The following is a 24,523-nucleotide window of genomic DNA, read 5'->3' as shown; positions in this document are numbered from 1 at the left end:
GTCGGTGCTGCGGCGGCCCCGGGGCGGCCCCGGCACGTGCCAGGGCCGCCGTTCGGGCTTATTAGGGGGCACGCCGAGGCGAAGCGGTGACTGCGGCTGCTGGAGCAGGTTTCGGGGGCTGGGGTCGTACCTGGCGGGTGCGTATGTCGTGCACGGCCTGCTGATAAACGACGGGATCGAAGAGGTAGTCAGGAAGGAAGACCTCGTATCCCGCCGTGATCAGTGCGGGGACGGCTCGGGTTGCGAGCTGCTTCTTCTCGTCCTCGGTGAGGTGCGCCGGCGCCTCGTGCCAGATGTAGACGGGACCGGCCGTCACCGCGGTCCTGCGCTCGAAACCGAGACCGTCGAGCAGGGCCAGGAGCTCCTCGGGCGCACCGGTGGGGGTGTCGGCGTGAACGGTGTCGGTCAAGGGCTTGCAGTAGATCTCGACGTCGGTACCTTCGTCGTCGGCGCGATTGCCCATCACCGGGTCCGCGTGGTCGAGTTGCGCGCCTGGGGCGGCGGGGCCGCCGGCGCGGTGGACGTGGGCGCGGACCGCGCCGCAGGGTGCTGGAGCGCGGTGGTGATGCCCTGGGCGGCGAGCTGCTCGCCCATCTTGCGGACGGCTCGGGCCTGCACGGCGGTGTCGTCCCCGCTCAGCCGGTAGGAGCCGGTCTGCTCGTCATGGACGAAGCCGTTGGCGACCAGGACGGCGGCGACCATGTTGCTGGTGGGGGCCGTGGCGAGGCTGCCGTCGGCCTGCCAGGTGAGCACGACCCGCTCCGCCTGGGACGGCTGGGTAGCGTCGGGCTGGCGGGCCAGGCCAATGGAGTTGTGCCGGACCTGGGCGAGCGCGGCGTCGTAGCGGGCCAGAAGGTCACCGGCGACCGTCTCGGCGCTCAGGAACGGGTCGTCGCTCAGCGCGATGCCGTCCGGCTCGCGCATCCCGCCAAACGCCTGCCCGGGGATGTCACGGGGGGCGACGGCGGCGATGAGGAAGCCGTCCCGCTCGTCGTGCCGGTCGATGACAACCAGCTGGGCGCCGTCCTTGCGGGTCAGCACGGCCGCGTGCCGGATCGGGTGCGCGGCGAGGGATTCGGCGACGAGGTCCATGTCCCAGATGTGGTCGGCCAGTTCGGCGAGATCGTCCTTGCGCTCGGGCGGGTGGTAAGTACTGCTCCAGGTGCCGGGCAGTTCGCCGGCGAGGACGTCGGCGAACGAGGCGAGGCGGCCGGGATCGGAGTCGTGGTCGTGCAATGTCTTCCTTAGTAATGGAGCGGGCGGGGGTGAGGGGCGCAGGCCCGCGATGCCGGAGGCGGGGTCGGCACCTGCGCTGCCGTGGCGGGTGGACGCATCCAGCGGACGCTTCGCGCTCTGCGCCGGGCACCTGCCCGGTGCAGGTGCTGCGGGCGGGGTGCGGGCGGGCCGGTCGGCGAGCTGGGCGACCTGGGCACCGAGCGGGGCAGGTGCTGGTCGGTATCGAATGCCTCGTCGCAGTCGATGTGATAGCCGACGGCCACAGCCGGGCCACGGCGTTGGTGGCAGGTCTCGTGGACGCGGACGACGGGCCCGAAGCCGCAGCGCTGCAGGATGCTGTGGGCTTCGGGGTCTGCGCCGCGAGTGAGGACCTCACCGGAGTGGGGATTCGGCGGAAACCCAGGAAGCGGTCGGCACGCAGCAAGAGCGGGGGCTTACTACGGTGATCGTCGTGTGTGCCGCCCATCCGGCGGTGCGGTGGCGATGCCGTGCCGAGAGACGGCGCCCGGTGGGCGAGCCGCGAGGTGGGCGGTGGTGGCGTCGAGGTCCTGCTGGATGTCGTAAAGCCGGTGAGCGATCAGCTCCAGGCGGTGCGCCGTGCCGGGGCTGCCGGCACCCGGCTGGCGTGCGACCCGATAGGCGGTGTGCTCGATGAGGCCGCGCACGGTGGCCAGCGGCCCGGACTGCTCGTCGGTGAGCTGCGCCAGGACCGTCGCGAGCTGAGTCGACGCGCTCGGGACGGGCCGGGCGACGGCCTGGCGCTCAGGGGCTGTGCGTACGGGGGTGAGGTGCAGCTCGTTCTCGATGCGGCGGGCTTCATCCGAGAGCCGTCGGAGCAGGCTGGTGGGCTGCGGCTGCCAGGTGCCGTCGAGCCGGATCAGGTTGGCGATCAGGTCGAGGCGGCCGGGCTGGGCCTGGACGCCGATCCAGCGGCAGCCGCCTTCGTCGCCGGGGATCTCGATCCCGGCGGCACGGGCGAGGCGGTGGGCGGCCTCAGCCCACTCCGGACCGGTCAGATCACGGTCATCGGGGTGGAGACGGACGTCGAGGTGGAAGATCGCCCGCCGATCGCCCCGCGGGCCGGCAGCGAACGGGTGCTCCACCAGCGGGTCGTCGATGTGCTCGGCCCACTGGGCGGACGTCCAGATCGCCTGCTCGTCGTCCAGAGTGTAAAAGTCCAGGCCCGGCCAGTAGGCGACGACAGTGTGCTCGGTCAGGCCCTCCTCCGCCGACACGTTCCGGTCCAGCGCCTGGCTGAGCGGGTGCTGGGCGGAGATGCTGCGCTCGTTGAGGCGTGGGATCACGTCTGTGTGCCTCCGCTGGTTCGTGCGGACAGCGACACCTCGCTGGCGGCGGCGATCAGGGAACGCTCGCGCACCAGATCCGCGTGCACCGACACATCACCCGGCGGCAGCAGGTCCAGCGCGCGGTCGATCGCCGCAAGCCCCTCCTCGTGCCGGCCGAGCTGACGCAACGCGCCGGCCTTTCTGAAGAGCACGATCGGATCGGTCCGTGCGGCGAACGGCGGCCGGGCGGCGAGGTCGAGAATGCGCTCGGCGCGCTGGGGCAGGTGCTGGCCGAGCCACAGGCCGTGCAGCAGCACGTGCAGGGTCTTGGCGTGCTCGCCGGCCTGGTCGAGGACCTCGTCCATGAGGGCCAGGCCCTCGGGCCGTGACTGGCCCAGCAGCGAGAAGGCGTACAGCGCGCGGCTGTAGCAGTCCAGCCCCGCGCGTGCGGCTGCGGGGAGTCGCTCGACGAGCGACTGCAGGCTGGGGCATCGGAAGTCGTAGCGCAGGCCGCTCAGGTACAGGTGCCGGTACGTGCGGGCGGTGACCGGGTCGGGGTCGGCGGCGGTGACCTGCTCGGGCCGCAGCAGACCAAGGGCGCTGTGTCCTGCAGCGCGGGCCGCCCAGGCGGCATCCGCGCACACCTCGGCCGATTCCCGCCAGTCGGCGTCGAGTTCGCGCAGATCGGCTGCCAGACGGGCGGGCCAGCGTGCGTCTGCCGGCGTGAGGGTGGCCCGGGTGCGGGCGTACGCGAGGGCCAGGGCGCGGCCGGGCCGGCGGACGGGAAGACTCACCGGCCGTCCCGGGCGTCGTTGACGTGCACGAGCTGGCCGAGGGCCGTGGTGGTGTACCAGCCGCAGTCGATCAGCTCGTTGCGGGAGGCGTACTTCGGCAGGAGGTAGTCCTCCATGGCGCGCAGGTAGATCAGGCAGTCCGGGCACCGGCGCTTCAGGTGGACCAGGTAGCGGGGGTGGGCGGTGAGGTAGGACTGCTGGCCGCCGGTCGCATCGCGCAGCCGCCATCCGTCCTCGTCGGTCGGGGTGTGCCACGAGGAGGCGACCACGCGCATGGCGTCTCCCCACAGTTCCCCGCCGGACACGCCCTTGAGGACGACGACCTGGTCACCGGCGCCGAAGTGCCGGTGGGTGATGTCCCGGGCGGGAGTGAGCGGATCGGGCGTCGGCGCGAAGGCCGGAGTCGGCGGAGGCGTCCAAGACGGCGGGAGCATGCAAGTCCTTCCACGCGGTGCGGGTGGCGGTGGGAGGATCAATGGTCCGCAGGATCGCCGGTTTGGCTAACCGGCGATCGTCGGCTATGTTCCCGCCGTCGTCAGCGGTACGGGTTCTCCGTCCCGCGGTCGGACTCGCTGGCGGCATCGAGGAGTTCGACCAGGTCAGAGCCCTCTGCGTCCCTCTGGTCGATCCACCAGCCTGCCCTCGTGATGGTGCGGGCCTTCTCTTCCAGCACCGCCCAGTCCGCCTCGCCCCAGGTGCCTTCGGCGACGAGGGCGGTGTGCGCGGCGGTCATCAGCTGGTGGCGGGAGCGCTCGCCCCAGTCCAGCGCCCTCTCGGGTCCTTCCAGCGGCGGCATGTCGAACTTCTCGGCCCACTCGGCCGCGGCCTGCTGCTCCTCGGCGCGCTTGGCCGCGAGCCACTGCTCCTTGGACTCGGTGTCAGCGTCGCGGGCGGCCTTCCAGCAGTCAGAGCATTCCCGTCCGGCGAGCCAGCGGGCGAACCCCGCTCGCCGGTCGGCCGGGCGGTCGGACAGGTCATGGACGGCCTCATGGCCGCATGGAACATGCTCGATCGTCCATCTGGTACGGACTGACATGGTTTGGATCTCCTCAGTAGGTGGGTGTGCGGCCGGGTTGGGGTCGTGGCTCTAGCGGTGGCGCGCGGGCGACGGGCCACGGGCGGGAGGCGCTGGCGGCGTTGTGTCCAGGACCGGGCGCGGGCGGACGTGTGGCCTGGGAGTGCGATGGGGCGGCAGGACGGCGACACTCGCGCCGAGGTCCTCGGCCGTCTCGTGTACTTCGCGGGTGAGGAAGTCGAGGTATCGGCCGAGCGCGGCGAGCCGGGCGGCGACCTGCTGGCCCCGCACGGTTTCCAGGGCGTGGGCGAACTGGCCTGCGATCTCCAGGAGTTCCTGGAGGCGGACCAGCGGGCCCGCGTTGTAGCCGTGCTGGGTTGCGGTGAGCAGGACCTCGGCAACGTCACCTGCCGCTCGGGCTTCGATGACGTCCCGGATCAGTTCCTGCAGGGAAACCTCGGGCGCGGCCTCCGGGCGGTTGAACGGGGAGACGCCCGGCCGCAGCACGCCGGGCGGGACCGCGGACGGCAGTGCCTGCCCGGCGATGTATTCGTTGGCGTAGTGCCCGATCACCTGCCAACCCGGCGCATCCGGATCGCCGGACAGTGCGATCACGGTCGAGGTGTCGTCCTCGATCAGGTGGGCGATGGTGATGAGTCGGCCGTCGACGGCGTACCACGACTCGATCAGATCCAGCTCGCCCCGCCGCTGCGCCGCGTGGGCCATGGCGGTCCACATCTGCTGTTCCTCGTCGGTCAGCGGGATTTCGCGCTGCTGGTGCTGGTCGGCGAGTTCGGTGGCGAGGTAGCTGTGGTCCGCCCAGAAGGCGAGGTGCGGCCACACGGCCGTGTGCTGCTCACGCTCGGCGGTAGAGCCGGGTGAGGCGGGCTGGTCGAGGACTTTCGCGATCTCGGTGTGGGAGGCGGCGAGGCTGTCGAGCAGGCTCCGCCACGCGGCGGTGTGGCGGGCGGGCGGCAGCACGTCGAGGGCGCGGCGGGCCGCGGCGAGCAGTTCGCCTGCGTGCGGGACCAGGTAGGTGGCGTACGCCTGGAGGGCTGCCTGGTCGCGGTGGGCGCGGGCTGCTGCTTCGGCATTGTGGTGGACGGTCCGCCCGTGGCGGTCCCGGGTGGCATCGAGCGCGGTCTCGACCTCACGGCCGATGCGAATCATGCGAATTCGGAAGTCCCGTGCTTTCCAGGCCAGTTCGCTCGCGGTGGGAGTGGGCGGGTTGGGGATCGGTTGCTCCTGGCGGTTGTGGTCAGTGGCGTGTCCGGCGTCCTGTCGACGGTGCCTGTGCGGTCATCGCCGGCCGGTGCTTCGGGGCGGACGGGGTGGACTGGCCGGGGCGCGAAACGCGCAGGTCGGGGTCGAGGTGAACCGAGTAGCGGGCGGCCACCAGCATCTCGGCGGCCCAGCTGGCGTGTTCGTTCTCCCAGGTGCGGCCGAGGTCGAAGGGCAGCCGGATCCACTGCCCGCGCAGCGTCGGATAGGTCTCGAATCCGGCGCGGGCCAGGATGCTCGCGGCGAACGCGTCGCACCGTCCTTCGACTTCGACCTCGCCGCCTTCGCCCCGGGTGATGCGGATCGGCTCGCTGGTCATGTTCACTGGCGCCGTCCTTGCCCAGCAGTCGGGGCGTGGCTGGCGGCGGCAGGCGGTGCCGCCGGCGCGGTGTTGGCCAGGGCGGAGATGCGGGAGGGGCGAACGGTGGCGGCCTGCGCGATGCGGGAGCGCCGTTCAGCCAGGCTGTTGCTGGTCGTCGGCCGGGCAGGAGCCGATGCACGGGCGGGGTCGAGCGCGCTGTCGTCCTGCACGCGGTAGCCGAGGCTGCGCAGGTCGTGGACGGCTTGGCGGGTACGGCGCAGCCCGTCGCGTTCCGGCTCGGTGAGCCGGTACAGGCCCGGAGAGAAGGGGATGGGCTCGAACTGCTCGCGGAGGAGGAACCATTCGGCGAGGTGGGGGGTGAAGTTCGCGTCGGCGGAGGCGACGAAGCCGTGTTCGGGATGGGCGCGGAAGTGGAAGTGGTCGGACAGAGGGATCCTTATCGGTCAGTGGCGGTTCGGCTGCCGTGTCTGCGGGACGGCAGCCGGCTGGGTTCGCAGGCCGGTCGTTCGCGGTGTGGACGGCCCAGGCGGTGCCGGTGTGGAGGTCGCGCGCAGGGCGGCGGCGGTGTGCCGCAGACGGGCGCGGGCCGCGACGTATTTCTCGGCCGTCATGATCCGCAGGACCTCAGGGTCGTTGCGCAGAGGCGAGTGGGCGAGGTCCTCCACGGCCTCGCGCTGGAAGCCGGTCGTGGCGTAGGTCAGGGCCTCGGCGAGTGTGTCCAGAGCTCGCGCGATACCTGCGGCGGCCCGGGCGAGCCGGGTCAGAGCGGCGCGTTCGGGCGGGTAGACCGTCTGCGGTGTGATGAACCGTTCCTGCGCGCGTTCGATGGCGTGCTGCAGATGGTGGGCCAGCACGCCGATGTCGTCGGTGAGCGTGACCAGGTCGACGGCGTCGGGGCTGGTGGGGAATTGGGCGGCCAGCTCGTCCAGACGCCGGGCCAGGTAATCGAGCGTGGCCGGGGTGACGGAGGACGACATCAGACCACCCCGGCCGCATCTCTCGTCTCTCGGCCGCAGAGGGTGGCTCGCAGGCTGCGTCCGTAGTTCCACGCATGCCGCCGAGCCTGCGGCTCCAGGACGTCATAGGCGTCCTGGCGGGTCATCTGGCCGGGGTGTTTGCGGTACCGGTAGACCGGCAGGCGCAGCAGGATCCCGGGGGCGAGGCTGGTGACGCCGACGGCGGCCATGTAGTCCTCGCCCTGGACCAGGCCACCCATCGGCGCCGCGCGCACGAGGTCGGTGCGGGCGAGGAGGGTGGTCGGCCCGATGGGGATGGTGTCGGACGGGGACTTCCAGTACGTCCACACGTCGCCGGCCTCGTGCCGGCCGGGCGGCGTCGGGCAGCGCCACAGCGTTGTCGTTCCTTCGGGGTGGAGGTCCTGGCTGTAGCCGGCACACCAGCCCACCCCGGTCGCTTCCAGGGTGTGCAGCCGTACGGCCATGGCGTCGTCGGTGAACTCGTCGTCGTCATCGGCCCAGTTGACGTAACGGGTGCGGACGTCGTTCAGGGCGAGGTTGCGGGCGCAGGCCGCGCCGACCTGGCGGGGCAGCACGAGGGTGCGGACACGCGGGTCACCCGCGAGCGGCGCGGGCAGGAGCTTAGGGTCGGCCCCGTCGATGGCGATCACGGCTTCCCAGGGCACGCTCTGCCGGGTGAGGCTGGCGTGCATGGCTTCCAGGTAGCCGAGCCGGTCCTCGCGCAGGCGGGTGGCGATGACGACCGTGATCAGGGGCGGTGCGGGAGTGGGCAGGGCAATTCCTCCGGGAAGGCGGGCGAGGAGCGTTTAGCGGCGCGCGGCGGGGCGGGCCGGGGAGCCGATCGCTGGGCGCGTGGTGGGGGTGGCCTGGGGCGGGGCGGCGCGCACGGGCGTGAGGACGGGGGCTGGTGCGGTGGAGGACCAGTGGGCGGGGCTGTCGCTGAAGACAGTGCGCGGGTCGGTGTTCCAGTCCACGACCGGACCTGCGTCCTCGTGGAGCAGGCTGATCACTTCGATCCCGTGCGGGCGCAGGATGTAGCCCCACTGCAGGTCCTGCTCGATGGCGGTCGCATCAGTGACCGTCATCCGTACCGGCGGGGAGCCGTCCGGGGTGATCAGGTGGTCCAGGGTGCGGCTGGGCCAGTGTTCGCCGCCGGTCAGCGCGGCGACGAGCGCGGGCGGGGCGCCGTCGAGGAGATCGGTGCCCAGCTCCTCCCAGCCGACGGCGACATCGTCCACGAGAAACCGGGACATGGCTTCCAGGTCGCGGCGGAAGCGGTGCTGGAACACGGTCAGGAGCAGGGGCAGGTGGTGGCTCGGCACGCCGTCGAGATGGACGTAGATGCCGCCGTAGCCCCCTTCGGTGGGGCGGGCGACGAAAGAGCGGGTCGACAAAGGCGGGTCTCCCAGTGGGCACGGGCGGATGCGGCGGGGTGTTCGCTGAGACTCAGGGACGCTGACGGGTGGGGTGCGGACCACCGGTGTCGGGGGCGCGGCCGTGCTCGGCTGCCAGCACTGGCAGGGGTACCGCGCCGGCCAGGGGGGCGTCGGGTGTGGTGACGGCGTGCAGGGCCCGGTTGAGGCTGCGCAGGGCGGCGGCGTGGCCGAGTGTCGCGTTCAGCCGGTTCTCCACCGGTTCGCCTCCCCTGGCGTGGGAGGTGAGCCGGTGGGCGTCGGCAAGACCGGTCACGGCCGTGCCAAGGTGCGTGGCGGCGAGGCTGCTGTGCGCAAGCGCGGCGGCCAGACGGGACAGGTACTGACTCCGACGTCGGTGCCGGCGAGGGAACTCTCGGCAGTCTGGCGCAGGTCGGAGACGAGACCGGACGTCAGGTTGTGCACGGCGACGAGCTGGTCGAGCACGGGCACCAAGTCCGCCTGGGCAGTGCCCACCTCCGGCAGGACCATAAGCCCCGCAGTCTCCTTTACACGGCGCTGCCACAGACGCAGGCGTGCGGACGCGAAGTCGGCGTGGGGACGGCTCATCGGCTCGGCCCCTTTGGCAGATTCGCCGTCGGGACGGGCTCGGTCGAGGGGGCGCCGAGGGCGAGGCTGGACCGTACGGATACGTGGAAGCCCAGGTGCCGGAGGCGTTCGAGGCTCTTGATGAGCTGGCGGCGGGTCTGCGCCTCGGTGAGGGTGTCCGGCAGGTGGCATTCGCCCGTGGCGGCATCGAGCAGGAAGCCGTCCCGCGCGAGCAGCTCGATCAGGGCGCGGATGTAAGTGGTGCGAATGCGCGGACTGCGCTCGGCATCGAAGGTGACCTGCACCTGAAGGTGGCCCTGGCTGGCCGCACGCAGTGCGGGCAGTGAGGCGAAGCGGTACTCCAGCAGCATCCGCCGGCGCACCGCCGCCGCGGCCCGGACGGGATCGGCCGATACCGCGATGCCAGGGGGACCGGGTAGGTCCTTCACGTGCTCCTGTTGGCAGCCGGCGGGCAGCAGCGGCAGCACGAGGAACTGTTCGGCTCGATGCGGCCGGGGCAGGACGTACAGCTGCAGGCCATACAGGGAGGTGAGCACGCACCGCTGGACATCGGCCGCGTCGAAAGCGGCGTACGCCAGCGGGCCGCTGTGCCAGATCCGGTGGCTGCCGGCCTCCTGCGCCACGAGGCTGGTGGGTTCTCCAGCCTGCCAGCGGCCGGGCAGGTGCTCGGCGAGCGAGGCGGCGAAGCCTGACACGGGCGGGGGCGGTTGCTGATGCGCGTGGCTCATGCTCACGCTGCCGAGGAAGTGGACAGGCCCTCGGCATCGGTGCGGCGGCAGGTGTAGCTGATCAGCTTCGACTTGTCCGGCGTCGTCGGGACACTGGCGACGTCGGAGCAAGTGAAGGTGTAGGTGAAGTACGGACTAGGCTTGTCCCCCAGCCAGGCCCGGTCGTCCTTGTCCGGCACGATCTGCAGCCCGGAATGGGCGACAGCATCGCGCTGGATGTGCGTGTGCGCGAAGACGACCAGGGCTCCACCGGCGGCGGTCCTGAGAGCGTAGCTGCCGGTGAACTCGGTGGCGGCGGCGGAGAACTGGGTGGTGCCGCGGCTGCCGAACTTGTGGATCGTGTCGTCGTGCACCTTGATCTGCCGGGTGGACGTCTTCGTCGTGGTGAAGACCTTTTTGCCGGCCAGGTCGCCTCCGGTGGCGAAGTTGTCCAGGACAGCGTCACGCAGGACGTCGACCGGGGCGGCCACGTTCTTGGTGGAGGTGGCGTCGACCGCGGTGGCGTAGCCGTCCGCGTCGAGAGCGATCTTCGGGACCTGCTTCTCGTCGTCGAGGTCGACGGCGGCGACCATCGCCCACCGCTGCGTCTTGGCCTGCTCGGCCATGATCAGGACGCGGGCGTACTTGTTGTTCTTGCCGCTGTAGGTGACGGCGGCGAACCACTTGGGCTGTCCGGTGGTGAAGCGGGGGATGTAGACGTCGGTGGAGCCAAGGTTGTACGACCACGGCTTGTACTTCTCGCGGTCGGCCTTGGGCAGGCCCTCGTCGTGCTTGTAGTCCGCGACCGACATCGCGTACAGCGGGCCGTCCTCGATGGTGTCGAGGAGCTTGCGGTTGTTGTGCGCGTTGGCCTGGTTGTTGATCTTGGAGTAGTGGGCGATCTGGGCGAGGGCCTCCTTCTGTGTCAGAGCCGGCTCGGCGGTCGGCGCGGGGGAAGCGGTGCGTGTGACCCGAGCCGTGGCGCGGTTGTCGGTGCTACCGGGAGCGCCGCAGGCGGACACGGTCAACGCGACGGACGCGGCGGCGGTGAGCAGGAGAGCGGAACGGCGGGCGGAAGTGTGCAGGGGGATGACGGTTCTCCGAAGAATGCGGATGGGTCAGCGGTTGCGTGATGCGGCAGCGGAAGCTGCGGGCGGTCGCGGCACGGTCACGGCGGGTGTCACCTGGGTGTCCGCGGTAGCGCGCAGCTGCTTCGCGGCGTGGGCGAGGTGCGTACGGGCGTCGCCGAGGCGGTCCACGAGGTGCTGGTGTGCGGCCGCGATCGACCGGTCGCGGGCGGGGCCGGACTGCTGGTGGGCAAGGTGGGCCAGGAGCCCAAGCTGGTGGACGGCGGCGCCGAGGGCGGCGAGCGCGGCACCGGCGGGCTGGGCGGCGCTCGCCAGCGCGAGGGTAGTGCGGCGGTCGGTGGCTGTGACCTGGTGGGGGTAGCGGGTGGCGGCCCGGTGGCGGAAGGCGCTCTCCCCGGCCAGGTAGCCCAGCAGGCGGGCCAGATGGCGGACTTCGTCGTCCAGGATCTCGCTCAGGGCCGGGTCCGGTTGGATCTGGTCGGGGAGCGGGAGGTGGTCGGCCACGGTGTTGAGCCGGTCGGCCACGTCGTGCAGCAGCATCCGCTGGTCGAGATCAGACACCAGAGGCAACTCCAGGATGTACGGGGGCGTCTACCGTCGTGCTGAGGACGGCGTGCCCGCTGTTGGCCGCGTGGCGGGCGCTGCCGTGGGCGGGCGGCTTGTTGGGCCTGCGGAGGTGGGGGTGGCGTGGCGGAAGTTGACGCCGATGCCTTGGGCGGTGAGCAGCCGGACGGCGCTCTGGATGAGCAGGGCGCGGTCGCTGGTGCTGTAGGAGGCGGGTAGGACGAATGCCGCCTCGTGCGGGCTGTACTGGAAACGGCAGCCGTACAGCACCATGCGGGCGTCTTCGGGCACCGACCTATACGGCGCTCCCACCACGCCGTCCGGGTACCACACCAGCGTGAGGGTCTCGGCGACCTCTGGTGCGGCGGGACGGTGCGGCGGCTCAGGCTGGACGCGGGCGCTGTGACGGACCGCGTCCACTGCCCGGTGGTAGCGGGGCAGCACGCGGCGTGCGACCCCGGCGGCGGCACGGACTGGATCGTTGGGTACGGCGATGCCGTTCGGCTCGTCCACGTAGCGGAAGTGGTGCGGCTTGAACCCCTCGGGCTCGAGTGGGGCGACCAGGTACTGGTGGGGGTAACGGGGGCGTTCGGTGACGCAGAGTTGTTCGTCGTCCGGCCCGTGGAGGAGGGCGACGGGGGCATTGGGAAAGTCGAGGAGGGTCGAGTGAGTGGTACCGCAGTCCCAGACCCGGTCGGCGACCGGCCGGTGGTCTTGGGGAGCGGGGAAGCCTTCGTACTTGCGGTACCACTGTCCAGGCAGGTGCTGGGCGAGTGTGGTGGCGAAGGAGGGCAGGTCGGTGCGGGGTTGAGGCATGGGCTCTCGGTGGTCTTCAGGGGGTGCGGCCGGCGGGACGTGCAGACGGCGGCGGCTGAGCGGGGGCGATGTGGGCCGTGGCGTAGTAGTCGGCCACGGCTTCCTGCCAGCTTCGGCGCTGTGGGAGGGCGAGGGCCTGCATGCGTTCGGCCGCGACGTGCAGGTCTTCGCCGAGCCGGCGCAGCGTTAGTGCGGCGGTCTGGAGGGCGTGGTAGAGGTCGAAGCCGTCCTGGCGTTCGGATGTCTTGGCCGTCTTGGCTGCCGCTTCGAAGAAGCCTTCGAAATCGTGGAGGAGTCCCTCGGTGGGCTCCAGGACCTGGTGGAGGAGCTGGGCGGCTTCGTCGTAGGAGCGGGCTGCGTTCAGCCGGTCGGTGAGATCACGTACGGCCCTGGCGGCGGAGTGCCGGCTGGCAGAGGTTTCGGGCTGGGGTGGCAGGCGGGCTTCTCCGGTTTCAGCAGCGGTCGGTGATGATGGTTCGGGTCAACGCCGTGGCCGTCCCGGACCTGGCTGCTGCCCCGGCGGCGGAGCCGGAGGCGTGTCGTGGGCTGCGCGGGCCTGCTGGGTGAGCGCGTCGAGGCCCGGGGGCGGGTCGTAGTGGGCGCGCAGGATCTGCAGGTCGGCGTCTGCGGCCATGGCCACGGCGGTCTTGATCCGGCTGGCGGCATCCCTGAGCAGCTTGGGCGGGGAGGCGGGGGCGGCTCCCCGGTTCTGCCGGCGCCATTGCGCAGCGGCGGCCAGGTAGTCGACGACCGTGTTGAGGAGGGGTTCGGCGGCGTCCAGCAGGGCGTTGGTGACCGTACTGAACTCGGCGGGAGTCTTGGCTGCGGCCAGTGCCGTCAGGTACCAGTCCAGGTCTGGCACGAGCAACGGCTGCTCGGGCAAAGGGTGTTGGGCGCGGAATCCTTCGGAGTCTCGCTTCGCCCAGCGGTACAGGTCGTCGGTGGTGGCGGACCGTGTGTGGTAGGCGTGGATCTGTTCGGCGGTCCGGCCGACGTTGTCGTACAGCTCGAAGTCGGGGTGCTGCAGTGCGGTCTCCTGTCTGGCGGTGGGGACGGCGATCGTCCCGGGGGTGGAGCTGTCAGGGGCGTGGCGTCGTGCGGGATGCGGAGTTCTGAGGTGTGCGAGGGGCCGGGGTGAGCAGGCCGGCGAGGAAGCGCTGCACGTGCGGTGTGTCTTCAGGTGACGTTTGGCGGCGTGTACGGCTTCGGAGGCACGGCGCAGTTCGCGTCGGCGGCAGTCCAGGACGTCTTGCCGGTGGGGTCGTGGGTTCGCTGCTGGCCAGGCGGGACGCCCAGGCCCGCAGTTCGTGGGGATCACGATCCAAACAAGTCGCCCTGGTCGGCGTCGTCTTCGGTCCAGCCGAAGACCACGCGTTCCAGGTCTCCGAGGTAGACGACGTCGCGATGGGCGCGGAAGGCGTCGAGGACTTCGTCCGCGTAGTCCTGTATCTCGTTGTCCGCCTGGTCGATGCGCGTCCGGTTATTCCTCGACAGTCGGCGCCATTGCACGACGTCGGAGTCGGTGGCGCGGTTCATCCAGACCCATACGCCGTTGCCCAGCTTGAAGACGTACTCGGGGTGGAAGAAGCGGCCGGTTCGGCTGTGGCGGCGGGGGTTGCGCTGTTCGCCGAACCCGGTGACGAGGCTCTGGGCAAGTTTGTCCAGGGCGGCGGCCTTGACGTGCGGGTCGAGGTCCTCGCGCGCGATCTGCTCGCGTACCGCGTCGGTGAGCTGGCGCTTGTGGAAACGGCCGTCGGCGTCGGTGAGCTTGAGCGCGGTCTGCTCAACGATGTGCCGCAGCCGCATCTCGGCGGTGGTCGTCACGGCAGGTCACGCTCCTGCCAGACCTGGTCCATCTCGGTCAGCGCCGTCATGGCGTGGGCGATGGTTTCGCGGGTGATGGGTGTTCCGCTGGCGTACTCGGGGTCGTATCGGCTGAACGTCCGGGTCCCGCGGGCCTGGGCGAGCGGCGGCACGACCTCGTCCAGCAGCCGGGTGGCCACCCGGCGCTGCCGCTTGTCCTCCTCCACGCGTTCGGTGCGCTCCGCCCGCGCGCCGGCCAGGGTCAGGTCGCCCTCGACGACCCGGTCGGCCAGTTCGGGATCCTCCTCCCGCAGCCGGGCGAGCTGGACCTCGGCGCTGTTGGCCTTGGCCTTGTTCTCCTGGGCGACGGCGTACGCCTCGTTCAGCCCGGTGGCGCCGCTGATGACCGGGTCCACGAGGTCGGGCGCGTGCTGGAGCACGACATTCGCCTTGCCTACGGTGCCCAGCGAGATTCCCAGCTGTTCACTCAGTGAACGGGAGGACTGTTCACTCGGTGAACGGCCGCTCTGTTCACTCAGTGAACAGGCTTTGGCTGTGATCATCGCAATCTGGCCCTTGGTCAGATTGCGTCGGTGGACGTTTGCCGACAGGGCGTAGCGGTCGGGGTCGTCACCGGCGTATGTGGTGTACGCGGGTTCGACGCCGGCGATCTCGCATGCCTTCAGACGGTTGCGTCCGTCGATGACTCGGCCGCTGCGGTCCAGCACGACCGGGTACAGCAGGCCCTGCTCCTTGATGTCGTCGGCGAGGGCGTTGAGGTCGTCCTCGTCGAGTGCGGGGAAGAGCAGGATGGTCGGATGGAACTGGATGGTGTGCTCCTAACGGATTGATCGTGTTGGGTGGTCGGCTGCCCGAACTCGCGGGAGTTTCAGTGCATGCGGGCGTCGGTGTCGAACAGCTGCAGCTCGTGCGGGTGGAGGAGGTGCTGGACGATGAAGGACCGGCCGGCGACCTTCCACAGGCCCCGTCCTCGGTTGAGGTGGGAGATGGCGTCGGTCTCGACCGAGGTAAGTCCCAGCAGGGAGGCTGCGGCGTGGAGTTGGTCGGTCTCCTGCCGGTAGATGATGCGGGTGGAGCAGTCGGCCAGCAGTCCCTCGGCCAGGGCGCGGCCCTGGGAGCCGGCATCGCCGGCGGTGAGCAGGTCGGACAGCCGGTGGATGACCATCAGGTTCGCGATGCCCAGGCCGCGGGAGAGCTTCCACTGGGCCTGCATGCGCTGCAGCAGGCCGGGGTGGCGCATCAGACGCCAGGCTTCGTCGTAGACGATCCAGCGCCGGCCGCCGTTCGGGTCGGTGAGTGCGGACTCCATCCACGCGGAGGCACAGGTCATGGCGAGGACGAGGGCGGTGTCGTCGCCGGACCCGCCGAGCCGGGACAGGTCGATGGTGAGCATCGGGCTGCCTGGGTCGAAGGCGACGGTGGAGGGGGCGTCGAACATGCCGGCGAGGTCACCGTGGACCAGGCGGCGCATGGCGTGGGCGAGGTCGCGGGCCGCCTCACCGAGCCGCCCCGACATCATCCCGGCCGCCTCGTCGAGCTGCTCGGGGTTGTTGAGCGCGGAGGCGACGTCGCCGAGGAGCGGTGTGCGGCTTGTGTCGGCGGCGCGGGTGACGACGACGTCCAGGGCGACGTCGAGAGCCGTGTGCTCCATCGGCAGCAGGTCCCGGCCCAGAATGGTCCGGGCCAGCGACCCCAGCAGTAGCAGGCGGCGCTTGCGGATCTCTCCTACCCAGTCGGCTTCGGCGACCGAGGCGGGCCGGGGGGCTGCGTCCAGCGGGTTGAGCCTGCCGGGCAGGCCGGGGCCGAGGGCGACGGAGGTGCCGCCCAGTGCGTCGGCGACCGGCGTCCACTCGCCCTTGGGGTCGCAAGGGACGTAGACGCGGTAGCCGAAGGCGACCGACCGGAGGGCGAAGCTCTTGGCCAGTGCGCTCTTGCCCTGGCCGATGACGCCGGCGAGCAGGAGGTTGGGGTTGGTGAAGCCCTCGACCTTGCCGTACAGGGCGAACGGGTCGAACACGAAGGAGGCTTCGGCGTGAACGTCGCGGCCGATGTAGATGCCCTCGGCGCCGAGCCCTCCTTCGGCGAGGAAGGGATACGCGCCCGCGGCAATGGCGGTGGTCATACGGTGGGCCGGCAGTTTCAGCCGGTTGCCGCGGGCGGAGGCAGGTCCGGGCCGCCCGGTCGGCGGGTAGAGGGCGCTGGGCATGTCGTGCTCGGCCGCGCTCGGGCTTGCCGGGTGGGAGCTGGCTTCGGCTCGGGCCTTGGCCGCGGCCTCCGCGAGCTGCCGACGGGCCGCGCGGCGGGCGGCGCGGTCGGTGCCGTGGGGGGTGAACACCGGGCTGGCGGAGGCGCGGCGGGCGCGACGGTCGGGCCGGTGGCTCATCAGAAGCCCTCGATTCGGCGGGTGGTGTTCATCGCACGCATGCAGTGGTGTGCGTGCGGTTGAGATCGGTGGGGGTGGTCTTGCGGCGGACGATGTGTCCGGCGGCCAGATGGCGCTGGCAGATCGTGAGGACCGGCGGTCCCTCCGGGAGCCGTTCCGGATGACACTCGCTCGCATCCGAGGTGGAGGCGGGCAGGAGGTGGAAGGCCGAGTGCACCTCGGCGGTCGCCTGCCACAGCCGGGCGTGCGCAGTGGCGAGGTGCCGACCTGCGGCGGGATGCGGCGGGCGGGCGGATTCGGCGAGCTGGTCGAGGAGTTGATGCAGGGCGGTGAGGTGGGCGTGCAGCACGTCGAGGTGCACGCGGTCCACCACCGCGGGAGCGGTAGGTGCTGAGCGGGCCAGGGCACGGGTGTGATGGCGGATGCCGGCGCTTGCGGCCCGGAGGTAGGGGTGCGCGTCGTCCGGACGCGTACGAGAGGTCAAAGGGGTTGTGTTCCTTCCTGTCGCCGTGTGGGGACAGGGGCGGGCTGTGAGTGCGCCTCACAGAGCGGTTCGGGCGAGGGGCAGCGCGGAGAGGGCGAAAGCGTCTGGCTGCTGGTAGTTGAGACGGCGCAGGTCGACGCCGGCGGTGACGGCGGCGGTCTCGATCTGCGCGCAGGCCGCGTCCAGGAGGGCGTCGGTGGCGGCGGTGACGGTGACCAGGCCGGTCAGGGCGACGTCGGCGTGCCCGGCGATGAGCTGGCGCTCGCGCTGTTTGACGTCGGCGTACTCGACGGAGTCTTCCTCGCTGTCGACCTGGCCGCGGCGGGCGCGTTCGTTGGCGTCGGCGATGATTGCGGCCTTCTTGCGCTGGACGTCCCGCAGCGCGGACTCCAGCCCCTGCGGCACGTAGATAAGGGACAGGCTGCGGCGGACGCCGGCGGTGAACATGATCCCGTGCAGGAACCCGGCCCCCATCTCGGTCCGCGGCCAGTTCTCCACCCAGTACGTGGCGTGGCGGGCGGTGTCGGTGGCGAGCCGGTCGTACTCCTCGACCTGGACGACGGGCCCGGCGGCTGCGGGGTCCGCTTCGGCGCGGCCAGTCTGGGACCACTGCTGGAGCGCGGCGAGAGCCCTGGGGTCGTAGGCGGTGCGGATGACGGCGGCGATCTCCCGGGCGCTCAGCCATCCGGTGACCATGAGGCCGGCGTTGCGGGCGGCCTGGGCGATGGAGGCGGTGGTCTGCTCCATGACGGTGAATGCGCCCGGAAGCCCGCCTCCGGCCTGCGAGATCAGCCGCTTGGCGGCTTTGAGGTCGAGGGAGATAGCGAGGTAGGTCTCGTGCGGGGCGGCGGCGGGGCCGGCGGAGGCGACGAGTTCGGAGTAGATCTGCCCGGCGACGGGTGTCTGCGGCTGGCCGTGCTGGGCCCAGTGGCGGGTGAGGGTGTCGCCGGAATCGGGGACGGTGCGTTCCAGGACCTGCACGGTGGCGACGTGCCCGGTGCGGGCGATGCCCGCCAGCGCACGCCCCCAGCCGTTCACGTTGTGGTTCTGGGTTGCGGGGTCGAGCAGGGCGAAGGCCCGGCTGGTGACGCGGGCGATGGCGGTGAGGGTCTGTTGGTGCGGGTCGTGGACGGCGGCGGCGCCGTTGGCGGAGTCGCCGGGGGTGACGACTTTGAGGGAGGCGGCGGTGCCGGGCAGGTGGAGGAGGCCGTCCTGGCGCGGCCGGGTGACGGGCCGGCCAAGATAAAGGGTCTGCCCGGTGCGGCGGCGGTGCGCGTAGCGGGCGACGATCGGCGCCCAGTCGATGAGAGAGCGGCCGTGCCGGCGGATCGCGACGAGCGCGGCGACCGCCGCCCACAGCGGGGTCAGCGCGATGACGCCGAGGAGACCCGTGGAGACGACGGTCACCAGCGCAAGCGCCAACGCGCCTGATACGAGGATGAGTTGGGAGAGGGAGAGGCCGAGGAGGATGCCGCGGCGGGAGCGGTGCGGGAATTTCACCGTGACCGGGGCGACGGAGAGAGCAGACAAGGGGCTGGTCCTGGAGGGCGCGGGGAGCCCGGGGGCGAGAAGGCGATGGGCACGGCCCGCCCCCGGGGATTCGGTCAGATGGTCAGAGGCCGGTCGGGGGCGGCGGCGGGGATCCCGTGCCGCTGCTCCCGGCGCTCTGCGTTCCGGAGGACGGCGGGGCCCCCTGCGGCGGCGGGCTCGTGGTCGGCGGGGCTGACCGCCATCCGCCGGCTTGGTCTGCTGCGGCGCCCGATCCGGGGCCGGCCGTACCCGGGTTGCCGCCCACCTGGCCGCTGGTGTCGTCGGTGACGCTGGTCGGCGGCGGCTGTACAGCCTTCTCCAGGCCGGACTTGACGGCGTCGCCACCGGGCGAGGCACCGGTCCCGCCGCTCTGGGAACCCTCCTGGCCTGCCGGGCTGGATGCGATGTCGCCAGGGAAACCGCCGCCACCTGGAATCGTGTCCGGACCCTGCGGGGCGGCGCCGACTCCTGCGGCAGCGCCGCCGGTTCCTGCGGTGGCCGCCATCGCGGCTGCCTTCTTGCCGACGTTCTGGGCGTGCTGCTTGGCGAGCTGGGCACCGGCGCCACCGGCACGGTGAAGCGTTTCTCCGTCGGACCCTTCGGCCGCCCAGTGGACGAACTTGAAGGTCGCGTACGGGCACAGCAACACCAGAATCATGATCACGATGCCTGCGAGGACGTCGGCGAGCGCGCCCAGACCGTCCTTCGCCTCGGTCTTGCCCATGGCGGCGATCCCGAGCACGAAGATGATCGTCATCAACAGCTTCGAGACGACGAGGGTGGCGGTGGCCTCGACCCAGCCCTTGCGCCAGCGGCGTGCGACTTCCCAGCCGCCGCCGGCCCCGGCGAAGACGGCCAGGGTGACGAGCACGAGAATGCCGACCTTGCGCACCATCATCACGCACCAGTACAGGACGGCGCCGATGGATGCTCCCAGGGCGGCGAACACGGCGACGAGCCAGCCGAGTCCGGCGAGTCCGGGAAGCTGGTTGACCTTGACCATGCGGCGGACCGCGGAGGCGATGTCGGTGTTCGCGGCCTGGAACAGGCCGGCGGACAGGGCGTCGACCACTTCGATCGCGACGGTGGTCAGGGCGATGGCGGCGAAGGCGAAGATCACGCCGGATGCGGTGCCGGTGAACGCCTGCCTCAGGGCCTGCCCGTCGCGTCTGATCGCGGCGCGGACGAGCTGGGCGCAGAACGTGGCTACGAGAACAACCAGGCCGATCGGGAGGATGGTCTCGTAGTTGTCGCGGAACCAGCTCGCGTTGAGGTCGACGCGGGTGGTGACGTCGACGGCCTTGGAGGCGAGGTCGGCGGTGGCGGCGGCGAGTTCGCCGGCGCTTTTGGCCATCCAGTCGCCGATCGCCTTGCCGGGGTCGGAGGCGAAATCCACGGCTTCGCCGACCGTGCAGACGGTGTCCGCGAGGGGGAGGTCACAAAACCCCATGGAGGACTCCTTTCGGTCAGGGCGCGACGCGCGGGGCGATGGCGACGAGTGAGCAGTCGGCCGAGGGGCGGCACTGCACGGCGAGGGTGATGGAGCGGTCCTCCGCCCCTTGGCCGCCCTTGGCCCAGGCGATCTGCTGCGTGCCGGTGACGGTCACCGCATAGATGTACGCCTTGGTGATCGCCGAAGGATCATCGGCCAGGGCCTGCTTGAACGCGGCCGGGTAATGGCCCTCGGCGATGGTCGCGGTGGCGTACTGCTTCTGATCGGCCATCCGCGACCACAGCGTCGGATCCGGCATCTGCGCGGAGACCGACGCCCAGTCGCCGTACTCGCTCTCCTTCGTCATCCACGCCTCCATGCCGGCGAGCTGCTGCTCGTGGCTGGTGGTGCGGGTGTCGTAGGACCAGAGCATCGCCGCGGCGGCCTGGGCGAACGCGAGGGGATCGGAGATCCGCGGCGGCTGGGGAACCGACCCTGTCTTGGCTTGCGGATTCTGCGTACCGACCGACGGCGCCGTGCTCGGTGATGAGGACGCTGCGGGGCTGCTGGAGGAGGGGTGTTGCTGTCCGCCGTGGCCGGTGAAGTAAGCGGTCGCGCCGGCGATGGCAAGCAGGCAGACCAGGGCGATCGCGACCAGGGTGAGGCGGCGGCGTGCAGACCAGCCGACGCCGTATCCCGACGGGGAGAAGAGTCGGGTGCGCATCAGTGGACCTGAGAGCCGAGGGCGGAGAAGAACGCGACGATGCCGTTGGCGGCACCGAGGCCGAGTGCGGCGCCGGCCGCGACGACGGCGCCCTTCTTCCCGTTCGCCTCGGCCTGGTGACCACCGGAGTGGTGGCCCCATGCCCAGACGCCGAGGGAGACGGCGAGCGCGCCGACGACGGCCACGATGCCGAAGAGGTTGATGCTGTTGACGACGTTCTTCAGCACCGACAGGCCCGGCAGGCCGCCTCCCTTGGGGGAGATGCCCGGGTCGTAGGCGAGCTGGATGAAACGGTCGGCGAATGGGGTCATGGGTATGACGAGGCTCCTTGCGTGCGCAGGCCAAAGGGCCCGGCAGAGGGGAAGAGAGAAGAAGAGGGAGGGCGCGACGGGCGCGAGAGGGGCGGGCGTCAGACGACGCGGCGCGCGGCGAGGACGTCCCAGTCCTTGATCGCGGTGATCCGGACGGGCTTGCCGGTACGCGGGGCCTCGATGACGAGGCCCTCACCGAGGTACATCCCGACGTGCTCGGGGCGCGCGGCACTGCCGCGGCTGAAGAGCAGGTCACCGGGCTTGAGAGCCTTCGCGGAGACGGCCTTGCCCTCGTTGACCTGCGTGTACGTGGTCCGGGTGAGCTGGATGCCGGCGTGCGCGTATGCCTGCTGCATCAGCGAGCTGCAGTCACAGCGGCCCATCGGGTCGGGTCCGTGGGGCGCAGTGCAGCTGCCGCCCCACTGATACATCGTGCCGAGCTGCTGCATCGCCCAGACGATCGCCTTGCGGGCCCGCGGGTCGGTCCCCGCGGGGATCTTGTAGCCCTTCGGGACGGCGCCTTCGGGGATCGGACCGAACGAGGAACCGTCGTCGGTGCTGCAGCCGGACGTCGAGGGGGTGGCCTCAGTGCTCTTGCCAGCACTGTCCTTGCCGGCGCCGGGGAAGGTTGCGGCGATGGCCTTCTGCAGCGCGGTCGCCAGCGGTTCCCACTGCGCGTACGCGTCCGGATAGCCGGACCTCTGCACGGCCTGGGCCGCCTGCGTGAGGGTCATCTGCTGCCAGCCGTCGACCTTCAGCAAGTGCTTGTAGAACTGCTCGGAGGCGTAGACCGGGTCGTGGATCTCCTCAGCGGTGCCCCACCCCTGGCTGGGGCGTTGCTGGAACAGACCCAGCGAATCGCGGTCCCCGGCACCGAGGTTGCGCAGCCGGGATTCCTGCATCGCGGTGGCGAGCGCGATGATCTGGCCCTTCTTCGGCACGTCGAGGCTGATGCCGGTGGCGACGATGGTCTGAGCGTTGGGGATCTGCTCAGCGGGCAGGGTGAGGCCCTCGATGTGGACGTCCTTGGCGGAGGCGCCGTCGAGGATCTTGGTGACCTGATCGGCGACAGCGTCGGTGTCCATGCCGGTCATGCACTGGTACGCGCTGCTGCTGGCCTGGGCGGCTTCGCTGGAGGAGGCCATCATCATGGCCGCGCCGCCGAGGAGGAAGGGGGAGAGGAAGACGACGCCGATACCGGCGGCGAGCGCCTTCAACCGGTGCGGCCCGCTCGCGGGGCGCCGTTGCGGGGCAGGGACGGGGAACGAGGCGTCATGGACGTGTCCTTCGGGGTGCGGTGCCGGACTGCCGCGTACGCGAAGCGTGGTGGAAGGGAACGCGGCAGGCCGGCGGTGGGCGATAGGGGCGGGCCGGTACGGGCGAGTTGCCGCTCGCTGAACGGGCCGGGCCGTGAGCTAGGTATGCCGGGGCAGGGGAAACCTCCGCGAGGCGTGGTGGGGATGGGCCAGCGGCGGTGTGCGCCGGGCGGTTGAAAAACTGTAGGCCCGGATCGCCGGTCGACCAAAAAGCAGGCGTGAGGGGTCGGAATCCGACCCCTCGGCAGTGCACTTTTTGGTTGACCGGCGTTATGCGCCTACAGTTTTTGGACTCCCTTCGCTCTTCCCTGGTCTGTGGCCTTGGGCTTCTGCATGCCCGATTTCCGCCCGCGGGGTTCCGCTTGCGCGACGGGGGATTTCCCGCACTCTCCCACCCGAATCGGGGTACCTCTTTGCCTTTTTCCCTGCACCACGGCGACGCGCTGAGCGTTCTCGCCACCCTGCCGGATGACTGCGTCGACTCGGTCATCACCGACCCGCCGTACAACTCCGGCGGTCGGACCGCGAAGGAGCGCACCTCCCGCAGCGCGAAGGAAAAGTACACATCCGCCGACGCCGGCCACGGCCTGGCCGACTTCACCGGCGAGAACATGGACCAGCGCAGTTACGGCTTCTGGCTCACGCAGATCATGACCGAGGCCCATCGGCTGACGAAGAGCGGCGGGACGGCACTGCTGTTCACCGACTGGCGTCAGCTGCCCATCACCACTGACGCGATCCAGGCAGCCGGCTGGCTGTGGCGCGGAGTGCTGGCCTGGCACAAGCCGCAGGCCCGACCCCAGAAGGGCCGGTTCACGCAGAACTGTGAGTTCATCGTCTGGGCGTCCAACGGGCCGATCGACGCCTCCCGTAACGCCGTCTATCTGCCCGGCCTGTACTCGGCTTCGCAGCCCTCGGGCGCCAAGCGCCAGCACATCACGCAAAAGCCCGTCGAGGTGATGCGCGAACTGGTCAAGATCGCCCCGCCGGGCGGAACCGTGCTCGACTTCTGCGCTGGCTCCGGCTCCACGGGCGTCGCCGCGCTACTGGAAGGCCGCGACTTCATCGGCGTGGAGAAGACCAAGCACTACGCCACCATCGCGACGGACCGGCTCACCGAGACCGTCCGTCACACCCTCACCCAGGATGACGTCGTCCTGACCGCCTGAGTCATCAAAGCCGTTCCCCTGAAGTGAATGTGGGTCCCTCGCCCAGATGTCGCAGGGGTGCCCCCCAACGGCCGTCCGCACATTGTCGAGGGCCCATCTTTCCCTTCTTCCCGGCTTCAAGGAGGCCCGTCTTCTTCATGCCTGAATCCGTAGAACCCCACGGCGATGGGGAGTTGGATCCGATAAGGATTCCGGATCCCCACCTCGAAGGAATCGAGGCCCGCGTCCGCAAGCTCATGGAGCAGTCCGCCCAGCAGGCCCAGCAGCTCGACCACCTCGCCACCGGGCCGACGCCAGGCCCATCACCGTTCGCCGCGTTCGGAATGCCGGGGCTCGGCGGACCCGCCCCGGCCGCTCCGCCCGAGCCGCGCCCGATTCTGGAGCTGGAGGGCGAGGAGTACGAGGACGAACTGGACGCCCTGAGCGACTGGGTCGACGACTTCCTGATGCCGGTGTATGGGGCCGAGGTCACGACGGCGGCGCCCTGGTGCCTGCAGTGGCAGGAGCACGACGACGTCGTGGCCTGGCTCCACGCGCTCTGGCTCGCCTACCAGCAGTACAAGGATCCCGAAGCCGGCCTGAGCGGGCTGTTCGTATGGCACCGGGACTTCCTCACCCACGCCATCGCGGCGATCCGGGCACCGGGCGGTCCGCTGTCGGCGTGCATGACCTCTCCGGAGCGGCCCGCGCACCGGATCCTGCCCGGCCCGCCGCCCTCGGCCCGCACGGAGAAGACGGACACGCCCGCGACCGGCACACCTGGCTCCGGCGAGCCGGACGAGCCGACGTCATGAGCGCGGGGCAGCCGGCTTTCGGCCTCAGCTTCGATCCCCGGGCCCTGACCGACCTTCTCCAGGCCCCCAGCGACATCCGCGACCTGACGCTCGCGTACCTGCAGGACGTGGTGAACGCCGAGCGGTTCGGGATCAAGCTGACCGGCGACCTGGAGGGCTACCGCAAGCTGTTCGTGGATTCCCGCAAGGAGTGGCGTGTCGTCTACGCCGTGCGCCCCGCACCGCCGACGTCCGCGCACCGCCACGACATCCACGTCGTGGCCGTCCGGCCACGGGCGGGCAACGACGTCTACGACACCGTCGGGCAACGCCTGGGAATGACCCGCCGGCCCCTGAGCGCCCGCACCCACGCTGCCCGCTCCCGCTCCCCGCAGCTCACCGCTCGCGGGCCCGTGCCGAAGCCGGGACCGCTGCCCTCCGCGATGCCGGGCCTGCCCCGCCCGGCCCACGCTTCCTCGCAGCACCACGCCCGCTGACACCAGGAGCAC

At 70.9% G+C, this 24,523-nt stretch carries 31 protein-coding genes; 4 read left to right on the top strand and 27 right to left on the bottom strand.

The features are described 5' to 3' along the window. Positions 1–61 precede the first annotated feature (61 nt). The 17 genes from H4N64_RS05970 to H4N64_RS05895 form a co-directional block, all read right to left on the bottom strand. A complete protein-coding gene (locus H4N64_RS05970) occupies positions 62–463 on the bottom strand; it encodes a hypothetical protein (protein WP_186281023.1) in 402 nt (133 codons plus the stop codon). Then, on the bottom strand, positions 463–1,236 hold the full coding sequence (locus tag H4N64_RS05965) for a hypothetical protein (protein ID WP_186281022.1): 774 nt from the start codon (positions 1,234–1,236) through the stop codon (positions 463–465). The genes H4N64_RS05970 and H4N64_RS05965 overlap by 1 nt, the downstream gene beginning before the upstream one ends. Before the next feature lie 437 nt (positions 1,237–1,673). Then, complete coding sequence (locus tag H4N64_RS05960; RefSeq protein WP_186281021.1) at positions 1,674–2,540, bottom strand: relaxase/mobilization nuclease; 867 nt, start codon at positions 2,538–2,540, stop codon at positions 1,674–1,676. After that, entirely contained in the window at positions 2,537–3,316 is a 780-nt protein-coding gene (locus tag H4N64_RS05955; RefSeq protein ID WP_186281020.1) for a hypothetical protein, read from the bottom strand. The genes H4N64_RS05960 and H4N64_RS05955 overlap by 4 nt, the downstream gene beginning before the upstream one ends. Next, a complete protein-coding gene (locus tag H4N64_RS05950; protein ID WP_186281019.1) occupies positions 3,313–3,750 on the bottom strand; it encodes a hypothetical protein in 438 nt (145 codons plus the stop codon). Before H4N64_RS05950 ends, H4N64_RS05955 begins: the two co-directional genes overlap by 4 nt. Before the next feature lie 101 nt (positions 3,751–3,851). Beyond that, positions 3,852–4,352, bottom strand: a complete 501-nt coding sequence (locus tag H4N64_RS05945) for a hypothetical protein (protein ID WP_186281018.1) — start codon at positions 4,350–4,352, stop codon at positions 3,852–3,854. A 51-nt stretch (positions 4,353–4,403) separates the two neighbouring features. Further along, positions 4,404–5,501, bottom strand: coding sequence for a hypothetical protein (locus tag H4N64_RS05940; protein WP_222108576.1), 1,098 nt, complete (start codon positions 5,499–5,501; stop codon positions 4,404–4,406). Positions 5,502–5,589: 88 nt separating this feature from the next. Next, entirely contained in the window at positions 5,590–5,931 is a 342-nt protein-coding gene (locus H4N64_RS05935; protein ID WP_186281017.1) for a hypothetical protein, read from the bottom strand. A 446-nt stretch (positions 5,932–6,377) separates the two neighbouring features. Further along, entirely contained in the window at positions 6,378–6,911 is a 534-nt protein-coding gene (locus H4N64_RS05930) for a hypothetical protein (RefSeq protein WP_186281016.1), read from the bottom strand. After that, positions 6,911–7,663, bottom strand: coding sequence for a glycosyltransferase family 2 protein (locus H4N64_RS05925; protein WP_186281072.1), 753 nt, complete (start codon positions 7,661–7,663; stop codon positions 6,911–6,913). Before H4N64_RS05925 ends, H4N64_RS05930 begins: the two co-directional genes overlap by 1 nt. A gap of 54 nt (positions 7,664–7,717) precedes the next feature. Continuing rightward, complete coding sequence (locus H4N64_RS05920; protein ID WP_186281071.1) at positions 7,718–8,233, bottom strand: hypothetical protein; 516 nt, start codon at positions 8,231–8,233, stop codon at positions 7,718–7,720. A 124-nt stretch (positions 8,234–8,357) separates the two neighbouring features. Beyond that, on the bottom strand, positions 8,358–8,600 hold the full coding sequence (locus tag H4N64_RS44850; protein ID WP_260859555.1) for a hypothetical protein: 243 nt from the start codon (positions 8,598–8,600) through the stop codon (positions 8,358–8,360). Further along, positions 8,597–8,893, bottom strand: coding sequence for a hypothetical protein (locus H4N64_RS44845; RefSeq protein ID WP_260859554.1), 297 nt, complete (start codon positions 8,891–8,893; stop codon positions 8,597–8,599). Before H4N64_RS44845 ends, H4N64_RS44850 begins: the two co-directional genes overlap by 4 nt. Further along, positions 8,890–9,621 carry a hypothetical protein gene (locus H4N64_RS05910; RefSeq protein ID WP_186281070.1) on the bottom strand — a complete coding sequence of 244 codons (732 nt, stop codon included), beginning with the start codon at positions 9,619–9,621 and terminating at the stop codon, positions 8,890–8,892. The genes H4N64_RS44845 and H4N64_RS05910 overlap by 4 nt, the downstream gene beginning before the upstream one ends. A 2-nt stretch (positions 9,622–9,623) precedes the next feature. Continuing rightward, positions 9,624–10,622, bottom strand: coding sequence for a DUF8094 domain-containing protein (locus H4N64_RS05905; RefSeq protein WP_336246651.1), 999 nt, complete (start codon positions 10,620–10,622; stop codon positions 9,624–9,626). Between the two features lie 96 nt (positions 10,623–10,718). Beyond that, on the bottom strand, positions 10,719–11,249 hold the full coding sequence (locus H4N64_RS05900) for a hypothetical protein (protein WP_336246646.1): 531 nt from the start codon (positions 11,247–11,249) through the stop codon (positions 10,719–10,721). 30 nt (positions 11,250–11,279) lie between these two features. Further along, on the bottom strand, positions 11,280–12,068 hold the full coding sequence (locus H4N64_RS05895) for a hypothetical protein (RefSeq protein WP_186281015.1): 789 nt from the start codon (positions 12,066–12,068) through the stop codon (positions 11,280–11,282). Between the two features lie 208 nt (positions 12,069–12,276). Here H4N64_RS05895 and H4N64_RS05890 point away from each other — a divergent pair, with 208 nt between their 5' ends. Continuing rightward, positions 12,277–12,537 (top strand): hypothetical protein, encoded by a 261-nt coding sequence (locus H4N64_RS05890; RefSeq protein ID WP_186281014.1) that lies wholly within the window; start codon positions 12,277–12,279, stop codon positions 12,535–12,537. Between the two features lie 12 nt (positions 12,538–12,549). Here the strand turns inward: H4N64_RS05890 and H4N64_RS05885 are convergent, their stop codons facing one another. The 10 genes from H4N64_RS05885 to H4N64_RS05840 form a co-directional block, all read right to left on the bottom strand. Beyond that, complete coding sequence (locus H4N64_RS05885) at positions 12,550–13,386, bottom strand: hypothetical protein (protein ID WP_260859552.1); 837 nt, start codon at positions 13,384–13,386, stop codon at positions 12,550–12,552. Beyond that, entirely contained in the window at positions 13,383–13,892 is a 510-nt protein-coding gene (locus tag H4N64_RS05880) for a hypothetical protein (protein ID WP_186281013.1), read from the bottom strand. The genes H4N64_RS05885 and H4N64_RS05880 overlap by 4 nt, the downstream gene beginning before the upstream one ends. Beyond that, complete coding sequence (locus tag H4N64_RS05875) at positions 13,889–14,599, bottom strand: hypothetical protein (protein ID WP_472910302.1); 711 nt, start codon at positions 14,597–14,599, stop codon at positions 13,889–13,891. The genes H4N64_RS05880 and H4N64_RS05875 overlap by 4 nt, the downstream gene beginning before the upstream one ends. Positions 14,600–14,760: 161 nt before the next feature. Further along, on the bottom strand, positions 14,761–16,275 hold the full coding sequence (locus H4N64_RS05870; RefSeq protein WP_186281012.1) for a VirB4 family type IV secretion system protein: 1,515 nt from the start codon (positions 16,273–16,275) through the stop codon (positions 14,761–14,763). 28 nt (positions 16,276–16,303) lie between these two features. Beyond that, entirely contained in the window at positions 16,304–16,759 is a 456-nt protein-coding gene (locus tag H4N64_RS05865) for a DUF6238 family protein (protein ID WP_186281011.1), read from the bottom strand. Between the two features lie 57 nt (positions 16,760–16,816). Beyond that, positions 16,817–18,289 carry an SCO6880 family protein gene (locus H4N64_RS05860; protein WP_186281010.1) on the bottom strand — a complete coding sequence of 491 codons (1,473 nt, stop codon included), beginning with the start codon at positions 18,287–18,289 and terminating at the stop codon, positions 16,817–16,819. A gap of 82 nt (positions 18,290–18,371) precedes the next feature. Continuing rightward, entirely contained in the window at positions 18,372–19,739 is a 1,368-nt protein-coding gene (locus H4N64_RS05855) for an SCO6881 family protein (RefSeq protein ID WP_186281009.1), read from the bottom strand. A 16-nt stretch (positions 19,740–19,755) separates the two neighbouring features. Next, positions 19,756–20,445, bottom strand: coding sequence for a hypothetical protein (locus tag H4N64_RS05850; protein WP_186281008.1), 690 nt, complete (start codon positions 20,443–20,445; stop codon positions 19,756–19,758). Next, complete coding sequence (locus tag H4N64_RS05845; protein WP_186281007.1) at positions 20,445–20,756, bottom strand: DUF6112 family protein; 312 nt, start codon at positions 20,754–20,756, stop codon at positions 20,445–20,447. The genes H4N64_RS05850 and H4N64_RS05845 overlap by 1 nt, the downstream gene beginning before the upstream one ends. 98 nt (positions 20,757–20,854) lie before the next feature. Next, complete coding sequence (locus H4N64_RS05840; RefSeq protein WP_186281006.1) at positions 20,855–21,973, bottom strand: C40 family peptidase; 1,119 nt, start codon at positions 21,971–21,973, stop codon at positions 20,855–20,857. A gap of 512 nt (positions 21,974–22,485) precedes the next feature. On the opposite strand from H4N64_RS05840, the gene H4N64_RS05835 reads away from it, so the two are divergent. The 3 genes from H4N64_RS05835 to H4N64_RS05825 all read left to right on the top strand — a co-directional run bounded on the left by H4N64_RS05835 (position 22,486) and on the right by H4N64_RS05825 (position 24,511). After that, on the top strand, positions 22,486–23,241 hold the full coding sequence (locus H4N64_RS05835; RefSeq protein ID WP_186281005.1) for a DNA-methyltransferase: 756 nt from the start codon (positions 22,486–22,488) through the stop codon (positions 23,239–23,241). 236 nt (positions 23,242–23,477) lie between these two features. Continuing rightward, positions 23,478–24,035 (top strand): DUF4913 domain-containing protein, encoded by a 558-nt coding sequence (locus H4N64_RS05830; RefSeq protein WP_186281065.1) that lies wholly within the window; start codon positions 23,478–23,480, stop codon positions 24,033–24,035. Continuing rightward, positions 24,032–24,511 carry a hypothetical protein gene (locus H4N64_RS05825; RefSeq protein ID WP_186281004.1) on the top strand — a complete coding sequence of 160 codons (480 nt, stop codon included), beginning with the start codon at positions 24,032–24,034 and terminating at the stop codon, positions 24,509–24,511. The genes H4N64_RS05830 and H4N64_RS05825 overlap by 4 nt, the downstream gene beginning before the upstream one ends. The last annotated feature ends 12 nt before the right edge of the window (positions 24,512–24,523 follow it).

This window comes from Streptomyces cupreus (genome assembly GCF_014257025.1).
Taxonomy (GTDB): domain Bacteria; phylum Actinomycetota; class Actinomycetes; order Streptomycetales; family Streptomycetaceae; genus Streptomyces; species Streptomyces cupreus.
Note: the sequence above shows the minus strand (reverse complement) of the source record. Positions and strands in the feature narration are given on the sequence as shown.

Coding starts and splice junctions, on each gene's coding strand:
- H4N64_RS05970 (WP_186281023.1), bottom strand. CDS start 463: ATGGGCAATCGCGCCGACGACGAAGGTACCGACGTCGAGATCTACTGC.
- H4N64_RS05950 (WP_186281019.1), bottom strand. CDS start 3,750: ATGCTCCCGCCGTCTTGGACGCCTCCGCCGACTCCGGCCTTCGCGCCG.
- H4N64_RS05945 (WP_186281018.1), bottom strand. CDS start 4,352: ATGTCAGTCCGTACCAGATGGACGATCGAGCATGTTCCATGCGGCCAT.
- H4N64_RS05940 (WP_222108576.1), bottom strand. CDS start 5,501: ATGATTCGCATCGGCCGTGAGGTCGAGACCGCGCTCGATGCCACCCGG.
- H4N64_RS05935 (WP_186281017.1), bottom strand. CDS start 5,931: ATGACCAGCGAGCCGATCCGCATCACCCGGGGCGAAGGCGGCGAGGTC.
- H4N64_RS05930 (WP_186281016.1), bottom strand. CDS start 6,911: ATGTCGTCCTCCGTCACCCCGGCCACGCTCGATTACCTGGCCCGGCGT.
- H4N64_RS44845 (WP_260859554.1), bottom strand. CDS start 8,893: ATGAGCCGTCCCCACGCCGACTTCGCGTCCGCACGCCTGCGTCTGTGG.
- H4N64_RS05910 (WP_186281070.1), bottom strand. CDS start 9,621: ATGAGCCACGCGCATCAGCAACCGCCCCCGCCCGTGTCAGGCTTCGCC.
- H4N64_RS05895 (WP_186281015.1), bottom strand. CDS start 12,068: ATGCCTCAACCCCGCACCGACCTGCCCTCCTTCGCCACCACACTCGCC.
- H4N64_RS05870 (WP_186281012.1), bottom strand. CDS start 16,275: ATGAGCCACCGGCCCGACCGTCGCGCCCGCCGCGCCTCCGCCAGCCCG.
- H4N64_RS05855 (WP_186281009.1), bottom strand. CDS start 19,739: ATGGGGTTTTGTGACCTCCCCCTCGCGGACACCGTCTGCACGGTCGGC.
- H4N64_RS05850 (WP_186281008.1), bottom strand. CDS start 20,445: ATGCGCACCCGACTCTTCTCCCCGTCGGGATACGGCGTCGGCTGGTCT.
- H4N64_RS05845 (WP_186281007.1), bottom strand. CDS start 20,756: ATGACCCCATTCGCCGACCGTTTCATCCAGCTCGCCTACGACCCGGGC.
- H4N64_RS05830 (WP_186281065.1), top strand. CDS start 23,478: ATGGAGCAGTCCGCCCAGCAGGCCCAGCAGCTCGACCACCTCGCCACC.
- H4N64_RS05825 (WP_186281004.1), top strand. CDS start 24,032: ATGAGCGCGGGGCAGCCGGCTTTCGGCCTCAGCTTCGATCCCCGGGCC.